Source organism: Ensifer sp. Root31, from assembly GCF_001424825.1.
In the GTDB taxonomy this organism is placed as follows: domain Bacteria; phylum Pseudomonadota; class Alphaproteobacteria; order Rhizobiales; family Rhizobiaceae; genus Ensifer; species Ensifer canadensis.
The window spans coordinates 229,597-248,259 of sequence record NZ_LMCO01000006.1 but is presented as its reverse complement, the minus strand read 5'-3'; the positions used below and the strand labels follow the sequence as shown (position 1 = coordinate 248,259).

Below are 18,663 nucleotides of genomic sequence, written 5' to 3'. Positions count from 1 at the left end.
TCGTTGTTGATGGCGGAAAAATCCTGCATGCGGCGGCTTCGCGAAAGTGGCCAGAATGACAATATGTGCTAGGTTCTGGCCAATTCATTAGATTGGGATCGCCACGCCGATGCACACCGTTGCCGTCATCGCCTTCGAGCGCATCAGCGCCTTCCACCTGTCGGTGCCCTGCATCGTGTTCGGCGATGAGCTTTTGAAACTCGGAGCGCCCCGCTATCGCCTGTTGATCTGCGGCGAGAATACCGGGTCGGTTGCCACTGGCTCCGGCTTTCGCATTGAAGTGACGCATGATCTGAGCCACCTGGGGGAGGCCGACACCGTCATCGTGCCGGCCTGGCGGGATCCGGACGAGCGTCCTCCCGAAGCCTTGCTGCGGAGCGTCAGGGCCGCCCATGCACGCGGCGCGCGGCTGGTCGGGCTTTGCCTTGGTACATTCGTACTGGCGGAAGCGGGCGTGCTGGACGGGCGACCGGCATCCACCCATTGGGCCTGGGCGGAGGAGTTCCAACGAAGCTATCCGCGGGTCGCCCTGGATCAGGATGCGCTCTATATCGATGATGGTGACATCCTGACATCGGCCGGCACGGCCGCGGCCATCGACTGCTGTCTGCATATCGTACGTCGCGATCATGGGGCAGATATCGCCAACCGCGTCGCCCGGCGGCTGGTGGTGGCGCCGCACCGGCATGGCGGCCAGACCCAATATATCGAGAAGCCAATGCCTGCCGCCGCCGGCGAGGCGCAGCTCGGCGCGACGATCAATTGGGCAATCGAGCATCTGGACGAGCCATTGTCGCTCGAAAAGCTGGCGGCGCGGGCCGGAATGAGCCTGCGCAGCTTCACCCGACATTTCAGAAAGACGACCGGAACCACCTTTACGCAATGGCTCTTGAACCAGCGGCTGGCGACCGCGCAACGGTTGCTCGAAACCGGATCCTGCTCGATCGACCGGGTCGCAGAGATGGCCGGCTTCGGCTCAACGGTATCGCTGCGCCAGCACTTTACCCGCGCCTTCTCGATCTCGCCGGCAAGCTACCGCCGGCAGTTCAGGAAGAGACCGGATTTAGGGGAGCATTACGGTCACGGCTTTCCACTCCGCCATGGCCTTGAGGCGGTGGACATGGATGACCAGCGCTGAGTGATTGGAGCGTGGTGAATCCGTGCGCCTGCCAATCAGGACGTCTCGGACACTGGCTATGCGGATGTGCGAATTTCAGTCATGCTTTAGGAGAGCCGCCCAGCCCTTGCGTATCGGCAATATGCGCGAGTGCTGCGTCTTCGGGGAGCAGGTAGACCTTGTCGATCGTCTGGTCGAGCAGGTTGCGCTCAATGGCCAACGCATCCTTCCGGCTTTCCGGCAGCACCGCTTCGAGATCGTCGATCATCGCGTGCAGCCGCCTTGCGATCTGCAGATTTTCCGCTCCATAGATCCGGATCTCTCGAAACGTAAGTTGCACGAAATCTTCCCAGTTCGGCGTCGGGAACACCACACGAAGGCGTCCCTGGGCATCGCGGACGTACTCGTTGCTCAGTTCGCGCCCACCAACGCTGCGTAGCAGTCGCTGCAACTGATCAATGGCAAGCACCGCTGTCGTCGGGTCGTTTATAGCCTTCGAAAGCGCCTTGCTGGCGATGTCGACAATAACCCTGAAGGCGAAGGTCGGATCCTGCTCGATGGTCCGCTCACGCCCGAAGACGACACTGTTGCGAAGGTCTTTGGCTGGTATTGCCTTGGCGCCGCCATAGAGGCGGAACAGTGGCTGCCCGGATGAGACAAAATCGCCGACGCGCGCAGCAAGTTCAATCACGCCGTCCGCTCGATGTGCTTGAATGGTCAAGGCCTTCACGTCGACTGCAAGAATGATGTCCGACGACCCGACATGCAAAACGATGTTTCCCGGCTTCTCGCACGGCTCGTCCGGTTGTGGTCGCTCGTCGGTATCCGACAGCGGGCCAGGATATACCGCCTCGATAACGGCAAAGCCCTGCTCGGCGACGCGATGAATGATGCTGACGGGACGTAATAGCCGGGCGGAATAATCGATGAAATAGAGGAAGGCAGCCAGCGACAGGACGCCAAAGATCCCCGAGATCCACATGATGGGAGACGGAGCCGACGTACTGATGCGACTGATCGCCCCAATGGCGAAGAGCAGGGTGAAGATGAACAGGCCCACAGTGAAACGGATCACGTTATCGCGCAGCAGCGTGGTCGCGATGATCCGGGGCGTAAGCTGCCCGCTCGCGATCTGTATGGCGACGAGCAGGGAACCGAACGTGAAGACGATGAACGAAAGCGCCAGGCTGATAATCGCCTGCATCGCTGCAACCGTACCCTCTGTCTCCAAGGGCCACAACGGCACCCATTCTGTCCACTGTTCTAATACAAGCACTGCGCGTAAGAAGGCTTGCTGCAGAACGAGCGCGAAGAAAGGCACGACCCACAGCGAGGACCGCATGTAGCTCTTGAGCGCATACAACTTGTTCCAGCGCATTTAGCCCCATCCCTCTCGTGTGGCCCTTCGAGCCGGAAACGGTCAAATCTGCCACAAGGGCACCGTACGCGACCAACTCCCGATACGAGACGATCGGCGCAAGCGACCTGGGGCCTAATATATACTATGCTGTCTCGTCGGGCCGCGAAAATCACAACTTCAGGTCACGGCTTCTCCCCCGAGCCGCCTCCGCAGCTTGAGCCTTTTTCATAGCCTGCCGAGGTTCTGTCACGTTGTTCGAAAAGGGACGGAATGGAGCATCGGGTCGTGATTTAGGTGGGCATTACGGTCACGGCTTTCCACTCTGCCATGGCCTTGCGGCGTTGGATATGGATGACGAGCGTTGAGTGTTTGGAGCTTGGTGCAACATGGTGGTTCATGAGCAGATCGGAAACACAGCGTTCGACCCTCCACTGCTGTCCCTCGAGCCTGTCCTATGCCATCTAGAAGAGTATCAACGACATATTCGCAGGCGGCACTATCGTGAAGAAAATCGGATTCCTTTCCTTCGGCCATTGGACCCCCTCCTCCCAGTCGCAAACCCGCTCGGCAGGCGATGCGCTTCTGCAGTCTATCGACCTTGCAGTTGCCGCCGAGGAGCTCGGCGCTGACGGCGCCTATTTCCGTGTTCATCACTTTGCCCGGCAGCTTGCCTCCCCCTTCCCGCTTCTGGCTGCCGTCGGCGCAAGGACGAAGCGCATCGAGATCGGCACGGCCGTCATCGATATGCGCTACGAGAACCCGCTTTATATGGCCGAAGACGCCGGTGCCGCCGACCTGATCTCCGGCTCACGCCTGCAGCTCGGTCTCAGCCGAGGATCGCCGGAACAGGTGATCGATGGCTGGCGATATTTCGGTTATCAGCCGCAGGACGGCGCGTCGGATGCGGATATGGGCCGCAGCCACGCCGAAGTGTTTCTCGAAGCACTGAAAGGCAACGGTTTCGCCCAACCCAACCCACGGCCGATGTTCCCGAACCCGCCAGGACTGTTGCGCCTCGAACCCCATTCCGAAGGGTTGCGCGACCGCATCTGGTGGGGTTCCAGTTCGAACGCCACCGCCGTCTGGGCGGCAAAGCTCGGCATGAACCTGCAGAGTTCGACCCTGAAGGACGATGAGACCGGCGAGCCGTTCCACGTCCAGCAGGCAGCACAGATCCGCGCCTACCGGGAGGCGTGGAAGGAAGCGGGCCACACCCGCACGCCGAGGGTTTCCGTCAGCCGCAGCATCTTCGCCATCGTCGATGATCGCGACCGCGCATATTTCGGCCGAAGCGGCAAGGAACAGGATACGATCGGCTTCATCGACGAGAACACAAGGGCGATCTTCGGCCGGTCTTATGCGGCCGAGCCTGATGTGCTCATCAAGCAGCTCGCCGGGGATGAGGCCGTCGCCGAAGCCGATACGCTGCTGCTGACGGTGCCGAACCAGCTCGGCGTCGACTACAATGCGCACGTCATCGAGGCGATCCTGAAGCACGTGGCGCCCGCACTCGGCTGGCGTTGAGCGACAAGACGCGTTCGTTCGCACCGGCGATCGAATTCGACTGGCATGAAGATATCCGCGTGCGCCGACCTACCGCATGTTTCCTTAAATCCAATTCGATTTCAGGATAAAGTTGCGGCCATTCAAAGTGCTGCAGTGACCTTTGCGCGTCCAATAAGACGCGCGGCGCTGTCGTCGGCGCACACGGGCTTCTCATGCCAAACTGACGTCGAGTGTTATCGGAACCGCACCAAGTGCCTTTGACACCGGGCATCCCGCTTTCGCCTTGTTTGCCAGCTCAGTGAATTTTGCCAGATCCGCGCCCGGCACACGGCCCTTCAACGCCAGGTGGATAGCCGTGATGGCAAAGCCATCGGCGACGGACTCAAGCGTGACCTTGGCGGTCGTCTCCATGCTGTCGGCCGTCAGGCCAGCCTCCCCAAGGATCAGTGACAACGCCATGGTAAAGCAACCGGCGTGAGCCGCACCGATGAGTTCCTCCGGGTTGGTACCCGCGACGCCTTCGAAGCGCGCTGCAAAACCATACGGATACTCCTTGAGCGCGCCGCTCTGCGTCGAAATCTGACCCTTACCGTCCTTGAGACCGCCGGCCCATTTCGCCGATCCTGTGCGATTGATCTGCATGCTCTTCTCCTCAGGGTGAAATCCACAGGCACCAGATAGAGCAGTGGCGTCGGATTGGTATGTGTGGATAGCTTACGCTGCTACCCGCCAGCGCCCGAATACACGGCTTGCGGCCCAGCAAACGGGCGCAACGTAACGGATTGCCGGTTTCGCCCCTCCGCCATGCACCGTGGCCAAGCGTTCAACCGGGAAAATTATTCCACCTATGATTGGTCCCGAGCCAAACGGTTGCTTATCCTCTGTCACAACCTTGACTAATTTGTCGCCGTTGCGGAAGTTTCCTCCCGAACGCTCTGCTCCATCAATCAATCGAGTGTGAATCGTGTCCCAAGCCACTATCAAATCCCCGCCGAAGCCGTTTTTCATGTCCTTCGGTTTCCAAGTTCTGGCAGCCATGGTCATTGGACTGCTGCTCGGCCTCATCGCCCGAAACATGGGCGTCGATGCGGCCGGCAACCCCAACTGGTTGACCGTGACGCTCCAGACGATCGGCTCCATCTTCGTGCAGCTTCTGCGCGCGTTGGTCCCGCCGCTCGTGTTCACGGCGATCGTTGCCTCCATTGCCAATCTGGCGACGCTTCAGAATGCAGCGAAGCTCGTCTGGCAAACCCTCCTCTGGTTCGCGATCACCTCGTTCATCGCTGTCATCATCGGCATCGCGCTCGGCCTCATCATCCAGCCAGGCGTCGGCTCGGCGGTGTCGCAGGAGGCTGCCAAGGCGCCGTCCTATGCCGGCTCATGGCTTGATTTCCTCAAGGGCCTGGTTCCCGGCAACATGCTGGGCCTGGAGGCAAGCACCAAGCTGACGGAAGGAAGTGCCAGTACGTCGTTGAATTTCAACGTGCTGCAGATCCTCGTTGTTTCCATCGCCTTTGGTGCCGCCGCGCTGAAAGCAGGCGAAGCGGCCACGCCCTTCCTTGCCTTCAACCAGTCGCTTCTCGCGATCGTCCGCAAGATCCTCTGGTGGGTCATTCGCCTGACGCCGATCGGCACCATCGGCCTGCTCGGCCGCGCCGTGGCGCAATATGGCTGGGGAACGCTGGCGCAACTCGGCTGGTATGCAGCTGCTGTCTATATCGGCCTCGCCATCGTGCTCTTCGTCGTCTATCCCGCGCTGCTGATCGCGCATGGCCTGAAGCCATCGCGCTTCTTTGCCGGTGCATGGCCGGCAATCCAGCTCGCGTTCGTCTCGCGCTCCTCTGTCGGCACCCTGCCTGTCACCGAAACCGTGACGGAGAAGAGCCTCGGCGTGCCGCGCGAGTTTGCCGCCTTTGCCGTCCCGCTTGGCGCTACGACCAAGATGGATGGTTGCGCGGCGATCTACCCGGCAATCTCGGCGATTTTCATCGCGCAATTCTTTGGCGTACCGCTCGGGCTGCAGGAATATGTGCTGATCATCTTCGTTTCCGTGCTCGGCTCGGCCGCGACTGCCGGCCTGACGGGGGCGACCGTCATGCTGACGCTCACCCTGTCGACGCTTGGCCTTCCGCTCGAAGGTGTCGGCCTGTTGCTTGCCATCGACCCGATCCTCGACATGGGCCGCACTGCCGTCAACGTCGCCGGACAGGCGTTGGTGCCAACGATCGTCTCCAAGCGCGAAGGCATTCTCGACGAGACCGTCTACAATGCCGGCAAGTCCATAGAGGATCCGGAACCGGCTGTAGGCCTCCAGACGGCCTGATTGGATTCACACCCAGAGGAAGCCGGCATCTCGCCGGCTTCTTGATTCTATTGCCTGGCTAAACCGCTCGGTGCCTCGGATCATTTGCGGCAGTCTCGTTCTCACATGAGTGCTGGTTCAAGCTTCCACCGGCACGGTTTGGCGCGCGCCAGCCAAACCGCCTGCATTATCCTGAGGTTGAGCAGCGCTTGTCGCACGACCGCGATGTTGCAGTTCGAGGAACCTGCGCACGCACCGGCTTCTAAGGTGGCTGCAACGCCTCGCATCGATAGCGTCAGTGAAGCAGGACCGAAGGTCGGCTACCCCAAATCGTGGCAGATCATTCCGAACTCAAGACTGGCGGATTGCCGGTAATACTCGCGCTTCAATCAGCGCGTTTGAATTACTATCAGCAATACCGTAGAGTTGTTATCTGCCAGCGATTGGAATACTGAATGGCCGTGATTTCTGCCTTAACAGCACGTGACAAGCGGAGCTCGAATGCCGGTCATCTTCCAACGGATAAATGAAGACCACGCGTTGCGGGCGGCGGCCATCATCGTGAAGGCATATATCGGGCCGCCTTGGAACGAGGCGTGGACCTTGGAGAGAGCGACGGCACGGATGGGCGAGTTGTCGACCACTCCCGGTTGGCTCGGCGTCGGGGCATTGGAAAATGGCGCGTTGCTTGGCTTTGCGATCGGCCTCCCCCATACGTCGGCGGCCGGCAGGGGCCTGTACATTCCTGAAATCGCGGTTCTGCCTTCTCACCAGGGACGTGGCATCGGCAAGCAACTGCTAAGATTTCTTGAGGCTGAAGCCTTGAGTTCCGGCTTTTCGAGCGCGTGGCTTTTGTCGCAAAGTGAGGGCGCCACTGCCGAATACTATAAGGCGAGCGGCTACAATCAGGCTACGAAGCTCAGGATTTATTCAAAGCCGCTAAAGTGGAGTCCTGAGTCAGCGCGCTGATGATTTGTGATGTAACCGGCCCGTGCCTGAGTTCGCTTGGATGATTGCTAGGCATCCCCCGCGCTGCATACGCTCTGGCGCCAGCAGTCCAAACTCGGGGCGTACCAAGTCACGCCGAGGCTTCACACCAGCATTGCGCTGCACCTTGACCCCATGGCCGAGACAATCCACGCCTTCAGCCAGGCTTGTGCTGCCGTTTTTTAAGCCGGCGCCCTACCCTTCGTAGTGCCCCGACGACGCGGCGGCAGCCGACTTGACGACCAACGCCACGTCGGCCCCCTTGATCACGCTCACCCCGGCGGCACGTAGATCGGCAACCGTCTTCAGTCCCCCGGCCTTCGGTGAATCCAGCGGCTCGACGCTGCGAGCCTTCAGATCGACAATCCAAAGGCCGTCCTCACCTTCGATACCTATCACAACAACTTTGGCCATCCGTATTCCCCTCTCACTATGGATCTGCTCGGTCTAAAATCCTGCCCTCTTCAAGCCTTCTCTGTAGAGGTCCTTGTGCCATTGTTCCTTGCTGGGAACGGCGGCAAGCCACGTGTCCAGGTCGAAATTGGGGTTGGCTTCGCGCACCCGGCGAACAAAGACACGCGCTCTGTCCCTATGGCCCAACATCGCCCAGTTCGCGGCCGAGAGCCTGTCGGCCAGGCTCGGATCGGCCATACGTCCGATGTAATCCAGCGATGTCTCGAATTCACTCAACGCGTAGTTCGCACCTGCGGCGGTCCAGAGATAGGAGTCCGGGCTCAACGGATTGAGCTCAATCGCATGTTCGATCTTTTCCAACGCCTTGCCGGGAAGCGAGCAATGGACGAGTGTATCGGCATGGTCGGCAATGATATCGGCATAATGGGGACCAAGCGTCTCCGCGAGTTCCATTGCTTCCGCGCTTTCATCGAAAGCCCCCTGCAACAGCTTGGCCACGCCGAACTCGCGATAGCCGTCTGCCAGATTCCGGCGGGCCCCGATGGCACGCGTAGCAAACACCTCGGCCGCCTTCAGCAGTTCGAGGTCGCCACGTGCCGTCAGCAGCCATTCCTTTGAGTAGGTCCTGGCGATCGAACTCAGCGCCGGCGCAAAATCGGCGCTCGCATGGAGTGCGGTCTTCATCTCCTTGCGGGCGCGCCGCAGGTCCGGCAGCGTCAGCCGGTTCAGGTGCCGTCGTCCCACGAGATAGCTGTGGTACGCTGCCGGATTCAGCTCGCGATAAAGACGCGCCGCCTCATGCCGCTCGATCTCGCTTGAAACCGAAAGCGCGATGTTTCGTGCGATCACACGCCGGGTGGCGACGAGTTCCGGATGGCTCAGGCTGAACCTTTCCGCCCACACGACTTCATTATCGGGAAAGAAGATGAGCTGGACGAACAACGTCCCTTCGCTTGTCTGACTGCTGATCCGGCTGTCGAGGATGTAGTTCAGAGAAAATCGCTCAAAGAAATCAGCCTGGTCCTCAAGCTGGCGCCCGATCCGGACGGCAGAATGGTGGGCGATCACCTGAAGGCTGTTGAAGGCGCAAAACCCGATGGTGATGTCCTCGATCAGGGCGCTCGCGATGAAGCCAAAGTCCGGGCGCCCGACATAGTCGCTTGGAGGCAACAGCACCAGACGAGGGATTGCATGACGGTGCGTTTGTCCAGATCCAGTCTGAAAATCAGGTTCGGACATGCTGGCGGCACGAGCGTACGGCCGTGCGACCGGTCCAGGTCCGGCATCCCGGCTCGCCAAGGTGTTCACGAGATCGGCACCTCGTGCAAGCGCATCGCGTCGCCTCTCGAGAATTTTCCTGAGGTGGTCGACTTGCTCTTCGGCTTGAAAGATTTCGACAAGCAACTGCAACGTATCGGGATTCGGATCCGCGTATTCCGCCTCGATGAGCAATATCCCCGCATCCTTGAGAACGTCAGCCTCTTCCTCCGAACGCGGCGCGCGCGCCGCTTTTCGCAACAAAGCTTTGAGAAGGGTATTTTGGCGGTCTTTCTGTTCCGCGAGCCAGCCATAAAAAGCGCGGCTCTGACAGCCGACCGCCCCCAGGAATGACCTGTGCATCAGCGTTGCAAGGCTGCGGAGCTGGGGCAAGGGATCGGCTATTTCGCTATCGGTCGCCGGATCCATGTCCGATGACAACGACGCGCGATCCATATGGATCATGCTACTGGTAAAGGAGAGGAATTGCGCTCCAATTTCGTCCTGGCGGACCTTTATCCTGGAAATCAACTTGCGCATGTTCACGAGCGGAACGGCACTGTCTTCGTTGCCCCACAAGAATGCGGCCATCACCGTTCGGTGTTCGGCTCCATCTTTGGTCGTGAGCAAATAAGCGAGAAGTAACAAACCTTTCTCGGGATAGGCAATTTGCCTTCCCTCTGAATCGACGAGCCTCAAGCCCCCAAAGGTTTGCAGCAAGAAAGCCATTTGTACCTTTAAGCCGTTCCGCCAATATTGATTGGCATCCGCGTGCCGAAAAAAATTCAACAGCAGTATCTAAGCCCTTCGGCCACTAATCTAGGAAGCGATTGGACAAACGATTGCGCGACAGAGTTTGTCTTAATACCTCACGCAATTCAACCGGGAATTTACTGTGGGAGAAGGGAGTTTCCATAGCTTACCAGCACCAATGGGTAATCGACAGGCGGTCTATTCTACGTTCCACTCCAGGTTTTATTCCAATTTTTGACGCAACGACAGGGAATCGCGGCCGATGTCCCGCGGCGAAGGCCCTGATCGCTCTCTGCGTTCATCGAAAGCACCAATGCTGCAGCGGGGCTTGGCTGCTTGGCGCCACGGCTTGACCGAAGACCGCCAATGCACGCTCAGGGTGACTTGGCGCTCCGAGCCTATCGCGCTTGCGCAGTTACGGTTGTCATGCCGGCGGCATGTCCCTGTATCCGGGCACGCGTCAAGGCTCTCGGCACGACCTCAGGGTTGGACGGCGCTTATTCGATACCGGATGCAGCCGGCTCATCCGTTGGATCCGGTTCGGATTGCAACTCCTCCGCCGGCAAATCTCGTCTCAATGTCGCAATCTCTTGTCTGCCCCAGGCTTCGGCTCGATCCATCAGCGAGCGCATCTCGCTGTTGAGAGCATGCGAACGCATGACGTCGTCTGCATGGCTGGTATTGGTGCGCGGATCGTAAAAGCTACCGATGTCCGCACCGGCGGCGCGTCTGGCCTGCTCCAGCTGCGCTCGTAGCTCGGATAGCTCAGCTTTTGCCGCGAAATATCGTCTCATCACGTCGATGAGTTCGCGGTCGCGTGCCTTTGTCTTCATGGAAGCCTCCCTCAATACGCAGCCTGAGTGATCCCACAAGATGTCAAAATCTGGGTACTTCGCCCATGCGGGCGTGTTGCCTGTGGACGGATTGTCGCGGCGCCGGATTGGCAGCGGGTCACGAAGCATCATCGTGATTGGACTTCGCGCCCAACAAGAGTCACGCTTTCGGTAGGGTGAAATGGGCTGGCGCAGAGCATCTATCGTCTAAATGGAGGCAACAATGAAGCACCATACACGCGAGCAATTGCAGGTCTTTGCACAAATCGAACCGGAATGCCGGCCGCTGAGCATGTCTCGCAGGGAACGCCTCGAACGTTGGGCGGAGGTTCTCGAGCAGAGCCCGTCCCGACACTTGGCGACATTGTATGAAACCGAACACCAGTCCGCTGCCGTGCGCGATACATTGCGCAGCGACGGCTCGCCGATCTCCGTCGCGTTCGAAGATACCATGCTGCGTGCCGCAGGCATGGAAAACGACACCTATGGCGAAGCCCTCAGGTTCTTCGAGTTGCGCGACTGGCAGCTGCACGGCGTGATCTGCTACTGCCATTTCGGTGCAACGGTGAACGCGCAGACGGCCGCAGAACTCGTCAGGTCGATCTCGACTGGCGAACGCAGCGGCCTATTCGCCCGGCTGCGCGCGCTGTTCGTCGGCTGACGCGAGCCGCATTTCACTGTTGTGAGATGCTGCGCGGCAGGATGGTAGTTCGCTGATGTAGAGATGTTGGCGAGATTAAAAGCGCCGGGCCATGCCCCCGCTTGCTTCAAGTCTTCGTCACTCGATCTCGGCGTCGCCAGGCACCGAGGCCAGCAGGGATCGGATCACGTGAAGCCCGCGCTCCAGGTCCTTGAGCGGCGGAGCGGAGATCGCGACGCGCACCGCGTTTGGTGCACGCCCTGGGATGGCACTAAACACGCCCGCAGGCGTGATGGCGACGCCTTGTACAGCGGCCGCCGAAACGAACGCCCCGGCACTCCAGATCTCCGGCAGTTCGAGCCAGATATGAAAGGCGTTGCTTTCCGCCGACGGCGACACGGGGCCGAGAATGCGCGCCGTCAGCAACTGCCGATCGCGCCCATCCTTCCGCTTCAGCTCCGAAACATGGGCGGCTGTGCCGTCAGAGATCCAGGATAGCACCAAGCGCATTGATAGGGACGACGCCATCCAGCCTCCGGCACGCATGACCGCGGCAATGCGATCCTTGACCTGCGGCGGCGCGACGACAATGCCAACGCCAACGCCCGGACCAAGCCGCTTCTGCATGCTGTTGACGTAGACGACACGCTCCGGCGCATAGGCCGCAAGCGGTGCCGCGTCGGAAAGGAATGCAAAGGCAGCGTCCTCGATGCAGAGCAGCCCGGTCTCCTCGAGCGCCTCGGCGAGGGCAGTTCGTCGTGCGTGCGACATCGAAAAGCCGAGCGGGTTATGGATGGTCGGCTGGATGTAGATCGCATCGAGCGGCTTCGCGCGATGCACCCTGATAAGCGCCGCAACGTCGACGCCGTCACCGTCGATCTCAAGCGGCACGAGCTGCAAGCCGAGCCGAGCCGCCATGCGGATGACCGACGGATAGGTCAACGGCTCGACACCGATGCGATCGCCAGGTTTGCAGACAGCTGCCATGGCGCATGCAATCGCTTGGCGTCCTCCACCGGCAAGAAGGATGCCGTCAGGCCTCGGGGACCAATGATCGTGCGCGAGATAGCGCGCGACGATCTCGCCGACGCCCTTTGGCCCGAAGGGACCGAGAGCGTCCATCGCGTCAAAGAGTGTTGCCGGGTTGGCCATGTTCTTGAACGCCGGCGCCATCAGGGCCGCCTGCTCCAGGGAACCCGATGTCGCCAGTTGCAAATCGATCGGCGCGTCGGCGATCTCGCTGATCCGCGCAGATTGCAGCCGGTCCGGCGTCCTGACGAAGGTCCCACGCCCGACTTCGCCGATAACCAGACCGCGGCGAACGAGTTCGGCATAAACACGGCTGGCGGTCGAGACCGCTATTCCTCTCTCATAGGCAAAGGTTCTTTGCGGCTGCAGCCGCGAACCGGGCGGCAGCTTTCCAGAGGCGATCTCGCCGGCGACAACGTCGGCGACGGCGCGGTAATCCAGCATCTCAAATGCTCCGAGGGCAATAAACCAATTGAACTCTTATGGCATCGGTGCATTTGTAAAACAAATTGCAGCGCCGGATCAATGTCATGCCCTTCTCCACCGTCCCGACAACTTCCCTGCCAACTCTACACGATGTCGAAGCGGCCGCCCGCCGTATCGGCAAATACTGCATCGAGACGCCCCTGCTGGAATCGCCATATCTCAACCAGAAATATGGTGGCCGGTTGCTGCTCAAGGCTGAAAGCCTGCAGGTCACGGGTTCGTTCAAGCTGCGTGGCGCGGTCAACAGGGTAGGGTCGCTGACCGACGACGAACGGCGGCGTGGCGTCGTCGCCCGGTCTTCCGGCAATCACGGCCTTGCGATTGCCTATTGCGCCGGCCTGATGGGCACATCAGCCGTGGTCGTCGTGCCGGAGACCGCACCGGCGGCAAAGGCCGAACGGATCGCGGCCTATGGAGCACGCGTCGTGAAGGTTCCGATGAAAGACCTCGCCGACGTGGCAGCTGAAATCACGCGTCGCGAGGATCGGGTGCTTATACCGCCGGCCGACGATTTCTGGGTGGTTGCCGGTGCCGGCACCGTCGCGCTTGAAATGGCGGAACAGGCCGCGAGGCTGAATGCCCAGATCGATGTATTGCTGACCTGCTGCTCCGGCGGCGGACTGACCGCCGGTTGCCTGCTGGGGTTGAGCAAGGCGTCTCCGTCCACCAAGGTTTATGGCGTCGAGGCCGTTGGGTTCGAGAAGATGGCGAAATCGCTCGCAGCCGGCAAACGCATCAACCTGGCACCAGGCGGCCATTCGATCTGCGACGCCATCAGCGGGCTCTACATGGCAGAGATTCCCTTCGAGATCATCAGACCTGATCTGGCCGGTACGCTTGCTGTCACGGATGACGAAGCAAAGGAGGCCATGCGCGTGGCCTTCAGCGAATTCGGCTTGGCTCTCGAGCCTGGAAGCGCTGTCGCGTTGGCGGCTGTGCTCGCCCGCAAGATACCGCTCGAGGGACGTACGTTTGCCGTCACGCTATCCGGCCGGAACGTCGATTTGGATCTTGCCGGCGCCATCCTGGCGAGTGGAGAGCCAACGGTCGGCAGGGCATGAACATGTTCAGCCACGTCACGGTTGGTTGCAGCGACCTTGATCGTGCCTCCGTCTTCTACGACGCCGTTCTCGCGCCTCTTGGTCTTGTCAGGCGAACAGTTGCTCCGGATGGCGGACCGGCTGCAGCGTGCTGGATCGCATCAGGCCAGGCATTGCCGCGCTTCTACGTCTATGAGCCGTTCGACAGGAAGCCTGCCAGTGTGGGAAACGGTAGCATGGTCGCATTTCTCGCGCCGACACCTGCGGCGGTCGACCAGGCCCATGCTGCCGGCCTTGCGGCCGGCGGTACGGACGAGGGCGTTCCCGGTCCGAGGCCGCACTATGGAGATGGCTACTACGGTGCATATCTGCGCGACCCCGACGGCAACAAGGTGCATGTCGTCTGTAGAGATGACCTTCTGCCCCTTTTACCGTAACGGTCCGAATGGCCGGCGCGTAAAGCGGGACGCAGCCTTATCGGCCTGCTCCGGCAACGATCGCCGCCGCTATCGTGGCATTAAACCCCACTTCTGCCAGCACCTCGGCCGTATGTTCACCAAGCGCCGGTGCCGGACGCCGGAAGCGTCCCGGTGTTTCGGACATGCGCGGCACGATGTTGTGCATGGGCAGCGCACCGTGCTCCGCATCATCCAGCGATACGATCACCTCGCGCTCGGCAAAATGTGCGTCCTCGGTGGCGTCGGCAATGTTGTAGATCGGCCCGACCGTTGCGCCACTGTCGCGCATGGTGGCAAGGGCTTCGTCATGCGAGCGCACGGCAAACCAGGCTCCGATGGCGTCATCGACCAGATCGCGATGCTTGAGGCGTTCGCTGTTGGAGCGGAAGCGCGGATCATCGTTCATGTCGGCCCGGCCGATGATCTCGAATATCCGCCGGGCGACCGCCGGCGTCGAACCGGAGAGCGCGACGTATTTGCCATCGGCGCAGCGGTAGACGTTGCGCGGGCATGCGGTGTTCGAGGCGCTGCCGATGCGTTCCTTGACCGTGCCGTTGAGCGCGTAGATACCGGCCTCGGGGCCAAGCACGGAAAAGATCGGCTCCAGCAGCGACAGGTCGATGACCTGCCCGCGCGCTCTGCCCTTTTCGCGCGCAAAGAGCGCCGTCATCGTCGCCGACATGCCGTAGACACCGGCGATCATGTCGGCGAGCGCGAGCGGCGGCAGCACAGGTTCGCGGTCGGGAAAACCGGTGCGGTAGGCATAGCCGCTCATGCCTTCGACGATGGTGCCGAAGCCGGGAAATTCCGCATAGGGGCCTGTCTGCCCGAAACCGGATATGCGCACGACGACGAGATCGGGATTGCGCGCGAGCAGCGCCTCCGGGCCAAAGCCCATCTGTTCGAGCGTTCCCGGGCGAAAATTCTCGATGAAGACGTCGGCGCTCGCAACCAGCGCCCAGAGTGCCTCGCGGTCGGCCGTTTCGCGCAAATTCAGGACGACAGAGCGCTTGTTGCGCCCATAGGTCTTCCAGAACAGCGACAGGCCTTCGTCTTTCCATTCGCGCAGCGGATCACCGGCCGGCGGTTCGATCTTGATCACGTCGGCGCCGAAATCGGCAAGCTGCAGCGACAACATGTTGCCGGCGACGAGACGCGAAAGGTCGAGAACCTTGACCCCTTCGAGAGGCCCCTCGGCGTTCGGATCCCAGTGTTTCCTGCCAAATTCGCTCATTGGATGCGCCCGCCGGTCTTGTCGTCGAACAATAGGATATTGGCGGTGTCGAAGCCGATCGTCACGTTCGCGCCCGATTGCAGTAATGCGCTTTCGCCGAGAACCACGGTGATATCCGTGGTCTCGAGTCGCAGCATGACCTCCTGTGCCTCCCCGGTCGGCTCGACCAGCACAACCTCGGCGGCGATGCCGTTGTCGGCAAGCTGGATGTGTTGCGGGCGGATGCCGTAGACGACCTTGCGCCCCTGTGCGAGCCCATGGCCCGAAGGCAGCGGCAGGCGGGCGTCGTCGGCAAGCCGTAGCATCTGGCCGTCGACCTCGCCACGCAAGAGGTTGATCTCAGGCGAGCCGATGAAGCTGGCAACGAACAGGTTCTGCGGGTTTTTGTAAAGCTCCAGCGGCGGCCCCATCTGCTCGATCTTGCCACCGTTCAGAACCACGATCTTGTCGGCCATGGTCATGGCCTCGGTCTGGTCGTGGGTGACATAGATCGTGGTCTTGCCCAGCCGCTGGTGCAGCTTCTTGATCTCGCCGCGCATCTTCACCCGGAGCTTGGCGTCGAGATTGGAGAGCGGCTCGTCGAAGAGAAATGCACGCGGATCGCGCACGATGGCGCGCCCCATGGCCACGCGCTGACGCTGACCGCCCGACAATTCGCGTGGAAGCCGTTCGAGCAGATGCCCAAGGCCAAGGATGTCGGCTGCTTCATCGACGCGACGCTTGATCTCGCTCTTCGAAACGCCGGCGAGCTTCAGCGCGAAGCTCATATTGTCGGCCACCTTCATGTGCGGATAGAGCGCATAGCTCTGGAACACCATGGCAAGGTCGCGCTCCTTGGCCGGCATGTCGTTGACGATCCGGCCGCCGATGGTGATTTCGCCGGCGCTGATGTCTTCCAGCCCCGCGATCATCCGCAGCAGCGTCGACTTTCCGCAACCGGACGGGCCGACCAGCACCACGAATTCGCCGCTGCCCATGTCCAGCGAAATATTATCGAGCACCGGCAGGCTGCCGTAGCTCTTTCCCACATTCCGCAGTTCGATCTCGGACATGGTTTCTCCTCCCAATTGATAGGCCGATGCGGTTCTGGCCCGCCGGCCCGTTGGACCGGCAGGCAGGATCAAACCCGCTCAGGCGGACTCGATAATCTCGAACGTTCCGACGCTCATGCGACCGAGCGCGCCGAGGCGAAGGCCGGCCATGCCATAGGCAAACTGGTCATCGCTCGCCTCGATCAACGGCTTGCCGTCGATGGCAAAGGACAGCGCATCGCCCTTTACCGAAAACGCGAAACCGTAGCTCTTGCCGAGCTCACGCTTGAACGGGGCGCGCGCGAGAACGGTGGTGCCGAAATCCTCCTTGAGGATGACGACGTCGTCGCCGTCGAAGCCTGCGGCATAGAACCGGCTGGTGCCCTGCACGCGGGCCGTCACCAGTTGCGACGGCCCGGTAAGCGGCTTGATATCCGCCAGGACCTCGACGTCGCGGGCGTAGTAATGGCCCGTCCACATATCGGCATCGCTGGCCGTATGGGCGTGAATGCGGCCGTCCTGCAGCGTCCAGTGACCACGGTTCCAGGTAAAGCGCGAGATCGCACCCCACTCCTGCACTTCGGTCTTGGGGTCGATGACAGTCTTGCCAGCACCCTCGATCTTGAAATCGGCGAGGAACAGGCGGCCGAGGAATTTCAGACGACCGAAGTACTCGACCTGAATGCCGATCTCGTCGATCGCTTCGGCGCCTTCCGGCACGGTGAATGCGTAGTCCTGCCAGCCTTCGTGGTTGGGAACGTGCCACGCACCGGTCTCTTCGATCGCGCCTGACATCGCGCGGCGGATATAGGGCGCGACGCGCAGGTTGCAGTCACCGTTCCACGGATCGAGCCATAGCTTGAACGACACTTTCTGTCCGGCATCGACCAGCGGCGAGAACATCGGACGATAGCGCTCGTCGTCGAAATCGGACCGGCGATAGAACGGCTTCCAGAAGATACGTCCACCCTGGCCGCGCTCGAGCCGGTCAAGCTGGATCTCGAGCGAGCCGCGCGAGCCTTCGGCCTGCCTTTCGGCCGAGCCCTTGAGGCTGATCTGGTTGAAGCCCTCGGTGCGGAAACCATGGGTCGAGCCCGGCAGATCGAAGTCGAAGCGGACGCCACGGCGGGTAAAGTCCTCGAACCAAAGGGCCGGCACATCGTCTTCGCGCAGTTGCAGCGCCAGCACGGTCAGTTCCCGGGCAAAAGACGGAATATCGACGATGTTGATCGAGCCGACGACGCCCGAGGCGACGATGAAGTCGTTGATTGGCTTGCGGTACTTGTGCCAGTTCGGCTGAAGCCCCTGGAACGTGCCTACGATGGCACCGGCATTGCCGGCGTTGCAGTCGGTATCCCAGCCGGCCATGGTCGCGATCTCGGCGGTGCGCGGCAGATCGCCTTCGCCATAAAGGATCGCCATGACAGTGACACCGGCGTTCGGGATGATGTGGCAGACGCCGGGATAGCGGTCATAGCCCCATTCGGCCGTCAGCATGTCACGGCAGGCGCGCCAGTTGCCGGGGCTGGCCTTGTGGAAGTCGATCACGGCCTGCGCAACGCGGGCATAGGTCGATTTTGCGTCAATGGTCGCCATGGCAGCGTCGATCACCTCGGCGATCGACGTCGCCTCGAATGCCTTGGCGATTGCGGCGGCGCAGAAGCGGGCGCCATTCAGGCCGTCGCCGTCATGGGCGACGCTTGCCGCACGGGCCGAAGCGTCAGCCGCCTTCTGCGGCTCGCCCGGATGCACCCAGCCCCAGCTGTCGATGAAGATCTGGCCGCCGATCTGTTCGGCAACGGTTGCGCCGTTCTGGGCGATCGATCCGGACTGCGGCGCGGGGATGCCGGCGCGCAGGTTGCGGTAGGCGGTGTGTTCGGTCGAGACGCCGAAACCGCCCCACCAGTACATGCCATGCTCTTCGGCGGCATAGTTCACCCAGGTCTTGCCGACATCGGCCGCACTGGCCTTGAGGCCATAGTCGCGCAGAGCACGGATGAAGTAGACCGGGCCGTTGGTGTCGTCATCGGCGGCAAAATTCTTGAAATCGCGCAGGTACTGGGTAACTTCGCCATAGGTCTTCTGGACGCGCTCATAGCTCCAGATCGTCGGTTCGACCGGCGCACCAAGGCGAACGCCAATGGCCTTGCCGATGAAACCGGCATAGATCTTCTCGTAAATCGTCTCTTTGCTGAGCTTGGGCATCATGCGTCTTT

At 61.1% G+C, this 18,663-nt stretch carries 17 protein-coding genes; 7 read left to right on the top strand and 10 right to left on the bottom strand.

Features of this window, described 5'->3' with window-relative positions:
• Nucleotides 1-109: 109 nt before the first annotated feature.
• The gene (locus ASD00_RS08030; protein WP_082523475.1) at nt 110-1,138 is read left to right on the top strand and encodes a helix-turn-helix domain-containing protein; all 1,029 of its coding nucleotides are present in this window, start codon (nt 110-112) and stop codon (nt 1,136-1,138) included.
• Nucleotides 1,139-1,217: 79 nt separating this feature from the next.
• On the opposite strand, the gene ASD00_RS08025 is transcribed toward ASD00_RS08030, so the two are convergent.
• Complete coding sequence (locus tag ASD00_RS08025; RefSeq protein WP_057205910.1) at nt 1,218-2,495, bottom strand: DUF2254 domain-containing protein; 1,278 nt, start codon at nt 2,493-2,495, stop codon at nt 1,218-1,220.
• A 483-nt stretch (nt 2,496-2,978) separates the two neighbouring features.
• On the opposite strand from ASD00_RS08025, the gene ASD00_RS08020 reads away from it, so the two are divergent.
• On the top strand, nt 2,979-4,001 hold the full coding sequence (locus ASD00_RS08020; protein ID WP_057205908.1) for an LLM class flavin-dependent oxidoreductase: 1,023 nt from the start codon (nt 2,979-2,981) through the stop codon (nt 3,999-4,001).
• 192 nt (nt 4,002-4,193) lie between these two features.
• Here the strand turns inward: ASD00_RS08020 and ASD00_RS08015 are convergent, their stop codons facing one another.
• Both ASD00_RS08015 and ASD00_RS39825 read right to left on the bottom strand, forming a co-directional pair.
• Complete coding sequence (locus ASD00_RS08015; RefSeq protein WP_025429705.1) at nt 4,194-4,625, bottom strand: OsmC family protein; 432 nt, start codon at nt 4,623-4,625, stop codon at nt 4,194-4,196.
• A gap of 72 nt (nt 4,626-4,697) precedes the next feature.
• Nucleotides 4,698-4,991: a hypothetical protein gene (locus ASD00_RS39825; RefSeq protein ID WP_107027870.1), complete on the bottom strand. Its 294-nt coding sequence runs from the start codon at nt 4,989-4,991 to the stop codon at nt 4,698-4,700.
• On the opposite strand from ASD00_RS39825, the gene ASD00_RS08010 reads away from it, so the two are divergent.
• Together ASD00_RS08010 and ASD00_RS08005 are read left to right on the top strand one after the other, a co-directional pair.
• Nucleotides 4,948-6,306 (top strand): dicarboxylate/amino acid:cation symporter, encoded by a 1,359-nt coding sequence (locus ASD00_RS08010; RefSeq protein ID WP_057205906.1) that lies wholly within the window; start codon nt 4,948-4,950, stop codon nt 6,304-6,306. The two genes, ASD00_RS39825 and ASD00_RS08010, sit on opposite strands and share 44 nt — an antisense overlap.
• Before the next feature lie 480 nt (nt 6,307-6,786).
• On the top strand, nt 6,787-7,254 hold the full coding sequence (locus tag ASD00_RS08005) for a GNAT family N-acetyltransferase (RefSeq protein ID WP_025429703.1): 468 nt from the start codon (nt 6,787-6,789) through the stop codon (nt 7,252-7,254).
• Nucleotides 7,255-7,467: 213 nt separating this feature from the next.
• On the opposite strand, the gene ASD00_RS08000 is transcribed toward ASD00_RS08005, so the two are convergent.
• The 3 genes from ASD00_RS08000 to ASD00_RS07990 form a co-directional block, all read right to left on the bottom strand.
• Entirely contained in the window at nt 7,468-7,686 is a 219-nt protein-coding gene (locus ASD00_RS08000) for a hypothetical protein (protein WP_057205904.1), read from the bottom strand.
• A 33-nt stretch (nt 7,687-7,719) separates the two neighbouring features.
• On the bottom strand, nt 7,720-9,672 hold the full coding sequence (locus ASD00_RS07995; protein WP_057205902.1) for a hypothetical protein: 1,953 nt from the start codon (nt 9,670-9,672) through the stop codon (nt 7,720-7,722).
• A 521-nt stretch (nt 9,673-10,193) separates the two neighbouring features.
• Entirely contained in the window at nt 10,194-10,529 is a 336-nt protein-coding gene (locus ASD00_RS07990) for a hypothetical protein (protein ID WP_025429700.1), read from the bottom strand.
• Nucleotides 10,530-10,752: 223 nt separating this feature from the next.
• On the opposite strand from ASD00_RS07990, the gene ASD00_RS07985 reads away from it, so the two are divergent.
• Entirely contained in the window at nt 10,753-11,190 is a 438-nt protein-coding gene (locus ASD00_RS07985; protein WP_025429699.1) for a hypothetical protein, read from the top strand.
• Between the two features lie 117 nt (nt 11,191-11,307).
• Here the strand turns inward: ASD00_RS07985 and ASD00_RS07980 are convergent, their stop codons facing one another.
• A complete protein-coding gene (locus ASD00_RS07980) occupies nt 11,308-12,642 on the bottom strand; it encodes a PLP-dependent aminotransferase family protein (protein WP_057205900.1) in 1,335 nt (444 codons plus the stop codon).
• A gap of 86 nt (nt 12,643-12,728) precedes the next feature.
• Between ASD00_RS07980 and ASD00_RS07975 the strand changes: the two genes are divergently transcribed.
• Both ASD00_RS07975 and ASD00_RS07970 read left to right on the top strand, forming a co-directional pair.
• Nucleotides 12,729-13,745, top strand: coding sequence for a threonine/serine dehydratase (locus tag ASD00_RS07975; RefSeq protein WP_057205899.1), 1,017 nt, complete (start codon nt 12,729-12,731; stop codon nt 13,743-13,745).
• Between the two features lie 2 nt (nt 13,746-13,747).
• Nucleotides 13,748-14,161 (top strand): VOC family protein, encoded by a 414-nt coding sequence (locus ASD00_RS07970; RefSeq protein ID WP_057206150.1) that lies wholly within the window; start codon nt 13,748-13,750, stop codon nt 14,159-14,161.
• Between the two features lie 37 nt (nt 14,162-14,198).
• On the opposite strand, the gene ASD00_RS07965 is transcribed toward ASD00_RS07970, so the two are convergent.
• From ASD00_RS07965 to ASD00_RS07955, 3 genes are all read right to left on the bottom strand, one after another.
• Nucleotides 14,199-15,416: a CoA transferase gene (locus ASD00_RS07965; protein WP_057205896.1), complete on the bottom strand. Its 1,218-nt coding sequence runs from the start codon at nt 15,414-15,416 to the stop codon at nt 14,199-14,201.
• Nucleotides 15,413-16,468, bottom strand: a complete 1,056-nt coding sequence (ugpC, locus tag ASD00_RS07960; protein ID WP_057205894.1) for a sn-glycerol-3-phosphate ABC transporter ATP-binding protein UgpC — start codon at nt 16,466-16,468, stop codon at nt 15,413-15,415. The genes ASD00_RS07965 and ugpC overlap by 4 nt, the downstream gene beginning before the upstream one ends.
• 78 nt (nt 16,469-16,546) lie before the next feature.
• Entirely contained in the window at nt 16,547-18,655 is a 2,109-nt protein-coding gene (locus tag ASD00_RS07955; protein WP_244496026.1) for an ADP-ribosylglycohydrolase family protein, read from the bottom strand.
• Nucleotides 18,656-18,663: the final 8 nt, after the last annotated feature.

Excerpts from the sequence above, each read along its gene's own strand:
- ASD00_RS08030 (WP_082523475.1), top strand. The coding sequence starts at position 110 with ATGCACACCGTTGCCGTCATCGCCTTCGAGCGCATCAGCGCCTTCCAC.
- ASD00_RS08025 (WP_057205910.1), bottom strand. The coding sequence starts at position 2,495 with ATGCGCTGGAACAAGTTGTATGCGCTCAAGAGCTACATGCGGTCCTCG.
- ASD00_RS08015 (WP_025429705.1), bottom strand. The coding sequence starts at position 4,625 with ATGCAGATCAATCGCACAGGATCGGCGAAATGGGCCGGCGGTCTCAAG.
- ASD00_RS39825 (WP_107027870.1), bottom strand. The coding sequence starts at position 4,991 with ATGAAAAACGGCTTCGGCGGGGATTTGATAGTGGCTTGGGACACGATT.
- ASD00_RS08005 (WP_025429703.1), top strand. The coding sequence starts at position 6,787 with ATGCCGGTCATCTTCCAACGGATAAATGAAGACCACGCGTTGCGGGCG.
- ASD00_RS08000 (WP_057205904.1), bottom strand. The coding sequence starts at position 7,686 with ATGGCCAAAGTTGTTGTGATAGGTATCGAAGGTGAGGACGGCCTTTGG.
- ASD00_RS07995 (WP_057205902.1), bottom strand. The coding sequence starts at position 9,672 with ATGGCTTTCTTGCTGCAAACCTTTGGGGGCTTGAGGCTCGTCGATTCA.
- ASD00_RS07990 (WP_025429700.1), bottom strand. The coding sequence starts at position 10,529 with ATGAAGACAAAGGCACGCGACCGCGAACTCATCGACGTGATGAGACGA.
- ASD00_RS07985 (WP_025429699.1), top strand. The coding sequence starts at position 10,753 with ATGAAGCACCATACACGCGAGCAATTGCAGGTCTTTGCACAAATCGAA.
- ASD00_RS07980 (WP_057205900.1), bottom strand. The coding sequence starts at position 12,642 with ATGCTGGATTACCGCGCCGTCGCCGACGTTGTCGCCGGCGAGATCGCC.
- ASD00_RS07975 (WP_057205899.1), top strand. The coding sequence starts at position 12,729 with ATGCCCTTCTCCACCGTCCCGACAACTTCCCTGCCAACTCTACACGAT.
- ASD00_RS07970 (WP_057206150.1), top strand. The coding sequence starts at position 13,748 with ATGTTCAGCCACGTCACGGTTGGTTGCAGCGACCTTGATCGTGCCTCC.
- ASD00_RS07965 (WP_057205896.1), bottom strand. The coding sequence starts at position 15,416 with ATGAGCGAATTTGGCAGGAAACACTGGGATCCGAACGCCGAGGGGCCT.
- ugpC (WP_057205894.1), bottom strand. The coding sequence starts at position 16,468 with ATGTCCGAGATCGAACTGCGGAATGTGGGAAAGAGCTACGGCAGCCTG.
- ASD00_RS07955 (WP_244496026.1), bottom strand. The coding sequence starts at position 18,655 with ATGATGCCCAAGCTCAGCAAAGAGACGATTTACGAGAAGATCTATGCC.